Source organism: Actinomadura atramentaria DSM 43919, from assembly GCF_000381885.1.
GTDB classification, from domain to species: Bacteria; Actinomycetota; Actinomycetes; order Streptosporangiales; family Streptosporangiaceae; genus Spirillospora; species Spirillospora atramentaria.
Map to the genome: position 1 here is coordinate 197,860 of NZ_KB907220.1, position 8,531 is coordinate 206,390.

The window sequence follows — 8,531 nt, forward strand, 5'->3', positions numbered from 1 at the left end:
TTTGCTTGGGTAGCGGCCTCGGTAACGTGCCGGAGCATGGAGATCCCCGACCCGCCCCGCACCCCCGCCGAGGCCGAGGCCGTCCAGGACGCGCTGCGCCCGCTGCTCGACCTCGCCGGCCCCGGCCCGCGCGACCCCGCGACGATCGCCGGGCTCGACGTGTCGTACGCGGGCGACGGCGGCGGGACCGGCACCCCGCTCGCGGCGGCGGCCGTCGTGCTGTCGGCCGCGACGCTGGAGACCGTCGCGACGTCGGTCGCGCTCGGGACGGCCGCGTTCCCCTACGTCCCGGGCCTGTTCGCGTTCCGCGAGCTGCCCGCGCTGCTGGCGGCGCTGCGCGGCCTGCCCGCCGCGCCGGACGTCCTCGCCTGCGACGGGTACGGGCTCGCCCACCCGCGCCGGTTCGGGCTGGCCTGCCACCTGGGCGCGCTGACGGACCTGCCGTCGTTCGGCGTCGCCAAGACCGCGTTCGTCGGCGAGTGGGAGCCGCCCGGCGAGCGGCGCGGCGACGCGAGCCCGCTGCTGCTGGACGGCGAGGTCGTCGGCCGCGTCCTGCGCACCCGCGACGGCGTGAAGCCGGTGTTCGTCTCGGTCGGGCACCGGATGGACCTGGACACCGCGTGCGCGCTGACGCTCGCTCTTACGCCGGAGTTCCGGCTGCCGGAGACGACGCGGCGCGCGGACCGGCTGTCGCGGGACGCGCTGGCGGGCCTTGCCCACTAAACCAAGCGTTTGTTAGGTTGGCGGGCGATGGACGATCCACGCCCCGCCCCGACGCCGAGCGCCCTCACCGCGCCCTACTGGGCCGCCTGCGCGCGCGGCGGACTCGCGATCCAGCGCTGCGCGGCGTGCGCCCGGTTCGTCCACCTCCCCCGCCCCGCCTGCCCGTACTGCGGCGGCGACGAGCTGCCGTTCACGCCCGTGCGCGGCGACGGCGTCGTCCACACGTTCACCGTCGTCCACCGCGCGTTCCTGCCGGGCTTCGCGCCGCCGTACGCGCTCGCCTGGATCGACCTGCCCGAGGGCGCGCGCGTGTTCGGCGACGTCACCGGGTGCCCGCCCGCGGCCGTCCGCATCGGGATGCCGGTCCGCGTCCACTTCACCGACCGTCCGGGCTTCGGCCCGATGCCGCACTGGAGACCGCTATGACCCGGATCGGGAACGTCCTCTACGCCGCCGAGGACCTCGACGCCGCCATCCGCTTCTACCGCGACGTCCTCGGGCTCGCGCTGAAGTTCCGCGACGGCGACCGGTTCGCCGCGTTCGACGGCGGCGGCGTCACGTTCGCGCTCGCCGGGGCCGCCGAGGACGTCACCGGCGGCGTGCCCGCCGTGTCGTGGAAGGTCGAGGACGTCGCCGCGACCGCCGCCGTCCTCACCGCCGCCGGGGCGACGCTCGTCCACGGCCCCGCCGACGGGCCGCACGAGACGCGCGCGGTGCTGCGCGACCCGGCCGGCAACCCGTTCGTCCTCTACGCGCCCCGCGCGTAGCGCTCCCCGCCGCACCGTCCCGCCGGAACCAGGAGCCGAGTCATGGCGCGACCGTCGTCCCCCTTCACCAACTACGCCCACGCCATCCTCACCGCGAACGCGCTGCGCGCCCCGAACAAGACAGCGCTGACGTACTGCGGCGACCGCGGCTTCACCTACGACGGGCTGAACCGCCGGGTGAACCAGGTCGCGCACGCGCTGCTGGCCGCCGGAGTCGCGCCGGGCGCGCGCGTCGCGTCCCTGCTCAACGAGACGCTGAACGTCGCCGAGGTGTACCTCGCCCAGATGAAGATCGGGTCGGTGGTGGCGGCGCTGAACCCGTACTGGCCGGCCGACACGCTGCGGCGGGTCGTGGCGCGGTCGGGCTGCACGGCGTTCGTGTACGACGCGAGCGTGGACGAGCTGGTGGCGGCCGTCCGCCCGGAGCTGCCCGGCGTCGAACTGTGGCTGCGCGTCGGCGGACCTGCGGCCGACACCGTGGATCTCGACGCGCTCGCCGCCGACGCCGCCGAGGACGAACCGCCGCTCGGCGCGGGCGGCGAGGACGCGCTCGCGCTGTTCTACACGTCCGGGACGACGGGCCTGCCGAAGCCGGTGACGCACACGCACGCGAGCGCGCTCGCGTCCGCGCAGATCTGGCTGGACGTGGAGCGCGACGAGAACTCCGTCATGGGCACCGGTGCGATCATCTGGGGCATCGGGTTCCCCGCACTGGTAGGCCCGGCCTTCTACGCGGGCATGACGCTGGTCCTCGAACAGGACTGGGGACCGGAGAACTTCCTGAAAGTCGTGCCGCGCGAACGCGTCACGCACGTCAGCCTGATCCCGAGCTTCTTCTCGGCGCTGCTGGCGTCCGACGACCACGCCGCCGCCGACCTGTCGTCGCTGACGGCGATCGTCCTCGGCGGCGAACCGCTGCTGCCGGGACTGCGCGAGCGCATCATGAAGCGGCTGCCCGGCGCGGCGATCTACAGCTACTACGGGCAGACCGAGGCGCCGTACACGTGCATCGGCCGCCAGGACGACGGAAGCCAGGACATCGCGTCGGTCGGCCGCGCGCGGATGTCGTGCGCGGTGCGGGTCACCGGGCCGGACGGGACGCGGCTCACCGGCGAGGTCGGCGAGATCAACCTGACCGGCCCGAACGTCATGGCCGGGTACGACGGGCTGCCGGAGAAGACCGCCGAGGTGCTGCGCGACGGCTGGTACGTCGGCGGCGACCTCGGGCGGATGGACGCCGACGGGTTCCTGTACGTCCTCGGCCGCCGCGCGGACGCGATCCTCAAGGACGGCCGCTGGTCGCAGCCCGCGCAGGTCGAGGAGGCCGCGATCGGCGTCGCGGGCGTCGCGGAGGCCGGGGCGGTGGGCGTGCCCGCGCATCCGGAGGACGGCGAGGCGGTCGAGCAGCGGATTCTGCTGGCGGTGGTCCCGCGCGCGGGCGCCGAGCTGGACGCCGAGTCGGTGCGCGCGGCGCTGGCCGGGCTGCCCGCCGCGCTGCGGCCCGACACGGTCGTCGTCGCGGACGCGCTCCCGCACACGCAGGACGCGTCCGGCGGGCCCGGCAAGCTGCTGCGCCGCGCGCTGCGCGACCTCGACCCGGCGGGGGCCTGAATGGCGCATCTGCCGGAGCACGTCGTCAAGGAGTGGGTCGCGGGGTTCGGCGTCCGGGTGCCGCGCGGCGCGACGGCCGCCGCGCCCGGGGACGTCGGGGCGGCCGCCGCCGGGCTCGCGCCGCCGCTGGTGGTGAAGGCGTTCGGACCGGACCTGCTGCACAAGTCGGGCGCGGGCGCGGTGCGGCTCGGGCTGGCGTCCGCCGCCGAGGCCGCCGACGCCGCCGCGCGGATGGGCGACGCGCTGGCCGCCGCCGGTACCGCCGTGGACGGGTTCCTGGTCGAGGAGCAGGCCGAACCCGGTCTGGAGATGATCGTCGGCGCGGTCCGCGACCCGGTGTTCGGGCCGGTGCTCGCGGTCGGGCTCGGCGGCGTCTTCACCGAGGCGCTGGCCGACGTCTCGTTGCGCGTCTGCCCGGTGACCGAATCCGACGTCCGGGAGATGCTGGACGAGCTGCGCGGCGCGGCCGTCCTGCACGGCTACCGGGGTCGGGCCGTGGACGTGGACGCGCTCGTCGCGGTGATCCTCGCGGTCGGCGGCGCGGACGGAGTGGTCGCCGCGCTCGGCGGCCGGTTCGGCGAGTTCGAGCTGAACCCGGTGATCTGCGGCCCGGCCGGCGCGGTCGCGGTGGACGCCCGCCGCATCGACGCCGACGCGCCGCCGGACGAGCGGCAGGCGCCGCCCGCCGACTTCGACCGGCTGTTCGCGCCGCGCGGCGTCGCGGTCGTCGGGGCGTCCACGCGCCGCCCCAACTTCGGGAACATGTTCCTCGGCTTCTACCGGGCCGCCGGGTTCGCGGGCGACCTGGTGGCCGTCCATCCGGAGGCCGACGAGATCGACGGCGTGCCGTGCGTCCCGTCGCTGGCCGCCGCGAAGGCGGACTACGCGCTGGTCGCCGTCCCCGCCGAGCGCTGCGCGGACGTCGTGCGCGGCGCGGCGGGCATCCCGTTCGTGCAGGTGATGAGCAGCGGCTTCGGCGAGCTGGGCCGCGCCGACCTGGAGGAAGACCTGGCCGCCGCCGCGCGCGAGGCGGGCGTGCGGCTGCTCGGCCCCAACTGCATGGGCGTCTACTCCCCGGCGGGCGGGCAGACGTTCCTCGGCGGCACGCCGGGGCGGCCCGGCCGGATCGCGCTGGTGTCGCAGAGCGGCGGCCTGGCCGGGGAGGTGATCCGCGTCGGGGAGCGGCGCGGCCTGGCGTTCGCGAAGGCCGCGACGGTCGGGAACGGCGCGGACGTGGGACCGGCCGAGCTGGTCCGGTACCTGTCCGCCGATCCCGGCGTCAGCGCGATCGGCCTGTACCTGGAGGCCCCGCGTGACGGGCGGGCGCTGTTCGCGGCGCTGGCGGACGCGGTGAAGCCCGTCGTCGCGCTCGTCGGCGGACGCAGCCGCCGGGGCCGCGCCGCCGCCGCGTCGCACACCGGCGCGCTCGCCGGGGACCACCGGATCTGGCCCGCGCTCGCCGCGCAGACCGGGACCGCGCTGGTCGCGAGCCAGGACGACCTCATCGGCGTCCTCGACGCGTTCGACCTGCACGCGCACCGCGCCGCGCCCGGGGAGGGCGTGCTCGTCATCGGCCCCAGCGGCGGCGCGGGCGTCCTCGCCACCGACGTGTTCGACGCGGCCGGACTGGACCTGCCGCCGCTGCCGGACGCGGCGCGGACCGCGCTGCGCGGCCTCGGCGTCGGCGCGGGCAGCTCGCTGGCGAACCCGCTGGAGATCCCGCTCGGGCCGCGCGCCGACCCGGCGCTCGTCCGGCACGCGACCGGCGCGGTGCTGGCCGGGCACGCGTACGCGGACGTCGTCGCGCACGTCAACGTGCAGAGCTTCTTCACGTTCGGGAACAGCGCCGACCCGCTGCTGGCTTACGCGCGGGAGGTCGCCGCGCTCCAGGAGTCGGCGCCGGACACGCGCGTCACGCTCGTGATGCGCAACGCCGAGTGCGCGCCGCCCGGCGTGGAGGACGCCGTCCGGGACGCGGCCCGCGCGGCGGGCGTCCCGGTGTACCGGGGCATGGAGGCCGCCGCCACGGCGGTCGCGGCGGTGCGGCGGCACCGGGAACGACGACAGGCAGGGAGCGTCTGATGGGTCAGCTCGACGGCAAGGTCGCCCTCGTCACCGGCGGGGCGCGCGGGATGGGCAAGTCCCATGTGCGGCGGTTCGTGGCCGAGGGCGCGAAGGTGGTGTTCGGGGACGTCCTGGAGGACGAGGGCGCGAAGCTCGCCGCCGACCTCGGGGACGCCGTCCGGTTCGTCCGGATGGACGTCACCGAGCCCGACGACTGGGCGCGCGCGGTGTCCACGGCCGTGGACGCGTTCGGCGGACTGAACGTCCTGGTGAACAACGCGGGCATCCTGCGGCACAAGACGATCGAGGACATGACCGTCGAGGAGTTCCGCCGCGTCCTGGACGTCAACCTGCTCGGGCAGTGGCTCGGCATCAAGTCGGTGACGCCCGCGCTGCGGGCGGCGGGCGGCGGCTCCATCGTGAACGTCTCGTCCACCGAGGGGTTCGTCGCCGCCGCCGGGCTCGCCGCCTACAGCGCGTCCAAGTTCGCGGTGCGCGGGCTCACGAAGGCCGCCGCGCGCGAGCTCGGGCGCGACGGCATCCGCGTCAACTCCATCCACCCCGGCGGCATCCTCACGCCGCTGACCATGCAGGACGACATCGTCGCGGCCACCGCCGACCGCGCCGACGCCGTCCTGGCCGGGCTGCCGCTCGGGCGGCTCGGCAAGACCCGCGAGGTGTCCGGTCTGGTGGTGTACCTGGCGTCGGACGACTCGGCGTACTGCACCGGCAGCGAGGTCGTCGTGGACGGCGGCCTCACCACCGGCGCGGGCTACTAGCGGGCGGCGGCGACCGGCGGCCGGTGCGCGGTCCAGCCCTCGGCCGCCTCCAACTGGGCGGCGAGCGCGATGAGCGTCGCCTCGTCGGAGTCGTGGCCGAGGAGCTGCGCGCCGATCGGCAGCCCCTCCCGGCTGAACCCGGCGGGCACGCTCATCCCCGGCCAGCCGAGGACGTTCCACGGCCACGCGTACGGGCACGCCGCCGCGACGCCCGACTGCGTCCGCTGGTACCCGGCGCCGTCGAACGCGCCGATCTCCAGCGGGAGCTGCGCGGTCGTCGGCGTCAGGACGACGTCGGCGGTCTGGAAGATCCGGCCGACGCGGCGGCGCAGGCCCGGGTCCATCCGGCGGGCCAGCGGCAGCAGGCGGCGGCCAGCGACGCGGCCGATCATCGCCTCGACCTCGGTGCGGCGCTCGGGGCGCGGGTCGTCCATCCCGTCGAGCCAGTCGGCCGCGCCGCTCGTCCCGCGCGGGATCAGGCCGAGCCCGACCAGGCCGTAGTCGGGATCGGCGGGGAACACCTTGTGGCCGAGGTCGGTGAGGCGGCGCGCGACGCGCTCCACGGCGAGGCGGATCTGCGGGTCCAGCCGCCCGCTGACGCCGAACGCCGTCTTGAACGACACCGCGATCCGCAGCCGTCCGGGGTCGCGGCGGGCTGCCTCGCTGAACGGGACGCTCGGCGGGTCCAAGCGGTAGGCGTCCTCGGGGTGGCTGCCGGTCAGGACGTCCAGCAGCAGCGCGGCGTCCTCGACGCTGCGCGCCAGCGGCCCCCACACGGTGATGCCGTAGAACGGGTCGCGGTGCGGGAAGCCCGAGACCCGGCCGCGCTGCGGCTTGATGCCGACGAGGTTCGTCCACGCCGCCGGGATGCGGATCGACCCGGCGCCGTCCGAGCCCACGGCGGCGGGGACGAGCCCGGCCGCGACCGCCGCCGACGACCCGCCCGACGACCCGCCGGGCGTGCGGCCGAGGTCCCACGGGTTGCGGGCGGTGCCGAAGCCCGGCGACTCGCTGAACGGCCACAGCCCGACCTCGCACGTCGTCGTCTTCCCGACGATGATCGCCCCCGCCGCGCGCAGTTTGCGGACGAGTTCGGCGTCCTCGGTCTTGCGCCGGTGCTCGGCGCGGACCGCGAACGGCGTCGTCTCGCCCGCGATGTCGGTGTCGTCCTTGATCGCGACGGGCACGCCGAGCAGCGGCAGCCGCTCCCCCGCGCGCAGCCGCTCGTCGGCGGCGGCCGCCTCGTCGAGCGCCGCCGCCCGGACGACGCGGAACGCGCCCAGGTGCGCGTGCGCCTCGATCCGCTCCAGCGACGCCCCGACCAGCTCCCGCGACGCGACCTCGCCGCGCGCCAGCATCTCGGCCTGCGCGACCAGCCCCAGCTCGTCCATCGACACTCCCGCCTGCATCGTTCGTTCGAACGAACGATAGACGCTCCGCGGGACCGATGGAAGACTGCTCCCCGTGATCCCACCCCGCGACCGCATCCTCCAGGCGACCCTGCGCCTCATCGGCGAAGAGGGCGTCGGCGCCGTGACCAACCGCGCCGTCGCCCGCGCCGCGGGGGTGTCCCTCGGCTCGCTGACGTACCACTTCCCGAGCCAGTCCGACCTGCTCCGCGAAGCGCTCCAGACGTTCGTGGACACCGAGATCGACCGCATCCGCGCGCGCGTGGACCAGCTCCGCGACAGCGGGGCCGACCCGGCGCAGGCCGCCGACGAGGTCGAGAAGGCCGTCGTGGACTTCGCCTACGGGCCGGAGCAGGTCGCCAACCTCGAACTCCACCTGCACGCCGCCCGCGACCCGGCCGTCCGCGAGACGTCGGCGCGGTCGGTGGCGGCCTACGACCGGCTCGCGGCCGCCGTCCTGACGGCGCTCGGCGTCCCCGACCCGGACCGGCACGCCCCGGTCGTCGTCGCACTGCTGTACGGCCTCGCCGTCCGCCGCCTCGCCACGGGCGACGACACGGCGACCGGAACGGCGGACGCACTGCGCCTTCTCCTGCCGTATCCGGAACGGGCGGCGACCTGACCGCAACGGAAAGACGGCGTCACCATGTGCGACGATGTAGTAACGTTTCGTGCCATGCCGTCCCCCCACCACGACGCGATCCTCGACCTGTTCCGCGAACGGCCGTCGCTGGCCGTGGAACTCCTGGCCGGAGCGGCCGACGTCGGCCTGTCCCCCGGCGACCACGCCCAGTTGGCGAACACGACGTTCACCGACCGGCCGTCCAAGGACTTCCACCCCGACGCCGTGATCACCGTCGGCTCCGCCCGGCACCCCCGGCACGCCATCGTCGTCGAGGTCCAGCAGGACAAGAGCGAGAGCAAACGCCGCCAGCTCCCCCGCTACGCCGCATCACTCTGGCTGATGCTGCAATGCCCCGTGGACGTCCTGGTGATCTGCCCCGACGACCGCACCGCCGCCTACTTCGCCGAACCCGTCCCCACCACCCTCCCGGGCGGCTACTCCTTCCGCGCCATCAGCCTCGGCCCCGCGCAGATCCCCGCCCTCACCGACCCGGCCGCCATCGCCGCCAACCCCGAACTCGGCCTCCTCACCCTCCTCACCCACCCCGACGACC

8 protein-coding genes and 1 pseudogene are annotated in these 8,531 nt (G+C 75.7%); 8 read left to right on the plus strand and 1 reads right to left on the minus strand.

The window, feature by feature from the left end; translation table 11 throughout:
* Nucleotides 1-36 precede the first annotated feature (36 nt).
* From G339_RS0126380 to G339_RS0126405, 6 genes are read left to right on the plus strand one after another with little or no spacing between them, the layout of a single operon-like run.
* Nucleotides 37-723, plus strand: coding sequence for an endonuclease V (locus G339_RS0126380; RefSeq protein ID WP_019634070.1), 687 nt, complete (start codon nt 37-39; stop codon nt 721-723).
* A gap of 27 nt (nt 724-750) precedes the next feature.
* Nucleotides 751-1,149 carry a Zn-ribbon domain-containing OB-fold protein gene (locus tag G339_RS0126385; protein WP_019634071.1) on the plus strand — a complete coding sequence of 133 codons (399 nt, stop codon included), beginning with the start codon at nt 751-753 and terminating at the stop codon, nt 1,147-1,149.
* Nucleotides 1,146-1,490: a VOC family protein gene (locus G339_RS0126390; RefSeq protein WP_019634072.1), complete on the plus strand. Its 345-nt coding sequence runs from the start codon at nt 1,146-1,148 to the stop codon at nt 1,488-1,490. The genes G339_RS0126385 and G339_RS0126390 overlap by 4 nt, the downstream gene beginning before the upstream one ends.
* Nucleotides 1,491-1,532: 42 nt before the next feature.
* Nucleotides 1,533-3,101 (plus strand): class I adenylate-forming enzyme family protein, encoded by a 1,569-nt coding sequence (locus tag G339_RS0126395; protein ID WP_019634073.1) that lies wholly within the window; start codon nt 1,533-1,535, stop codon nt 3,099-3,101.
* Complete coding sequence (locus G339_RS0126400) at nt 3,102-5,183, plus strand: acetate--CoA ligase family protein (RefSeq protein WP_019634074.1); 2,082 nt, start codon at nt 3,102-3,104, stop codon at nt 5,181-5,183.
* Nucleotides 5,183-5,944 carry a glucose 1-dehydrogenase gene (locus G339_RS0126405; RefSeq protein WP_019634075.1) on the plus strand — a complete coding sequence of 254 codons (762 nt, stop codon included), beginning with the start codon at nt 5,183-5,185 and terminating at the stop codon, nt 5,942-5,944. The genes G339_RS0126400 and G339_RS0126405 overlap by 1 nt, the downstream gene beginning before the upstream one ends.
* On the opposite strand, the gene G339_RS0126410 is transcribed toward G339_RS0126405, so the two are convergent.
* The gene (locus G339_RS0126410) at nt 5,941-7,335 is read right to left on the minus strand and encodes an amidase (RefSeq protein WP_019634076.1); all 1,395 of its coding nucleotides are present in this window, start codon (nt 7,333-7,335) and stop codon (nt 5,941-5,943) included. The two genes, G339_RS0126405 and G339_RS0126410, sit on opposite strands and share 4 nt — an antisense overlap.
* 73 nt (nt 7,336-7,408) lie before the next feature.
* Between G339_RS0126410 and G339_RS0126415 the strand changes: the two genes are divergently transcribed.
* Nucleotides 7,409-7,975 (plus strand): TetR/AcrR family transcriptional regulator, encoded by a 567-nt coding sequence (locus G339_RS0126415; RefSeq protein WP_019634077.1) that lies wholly within the window; start codon nt 7,409-7,411, stop codon nt 7,973-7,975.
* A 54-nt stretch (nt 7,976-8,029) separates the two neighbouring features.
* Nucleotides 8,030-8,531 (plus strand): annotated as a pseudogene (locus G339_RS0126420) (hypothetical protein); the annotation flags it as partial.

Bases quoted from the DNA above. Each gene is read 5' to 3' on its own strand.
- G339_RS0126380 (WP_019634070.1), top strand. From the start codon at position 37: ATGGAGATCCCCGACCCGCCCCGCACCCCCGCCGAGGCCGAGGCCGTC.
- G339_RS0126385 (WP_019634071.1), top strand. From the start codon at position 751: ATGGACGATCCACGCCCCGCCCCGACGCCGAGCGCCCTCACCGCGCCC.
- G339_RS0126390 (WP_019634072.1), top strand. From the start codon at position 1,146: ATGACCCGGATCGGGAACGTCCTCTACGCCGCCGAGGACCTCGACGCC.
- G339_RS0126395 (WP_019634073.1), top strand. From the start codon at position 1,533: ATGGCGCGACCGTCGTCCCCCTTCACCAACTACGCCCACGCCATCCTC.
- G339_RS0126400 (WP_019634074.1), top strand. From the start codon at position 3,102: ATGGCGCATCTGCCGGAGCACGTCGTCAAGGAGTGGGTCGCGGGGTTC.
- G339_RS0126405 (WP_019634075.1), top strand. From the start codon at position 5,183: ATGGGTCAGCTCGACGGCAAGGTCGCCCTCGTCACCGGCGGGGCGCGC.
- G339_RS0126410 (WP_019634076.1), bottom strand. From the start codon at position 7,335: ATGGACGAGCTGGGGCTGGTCGCGCAGGCCGAGATGCTGGCGCGCGGC.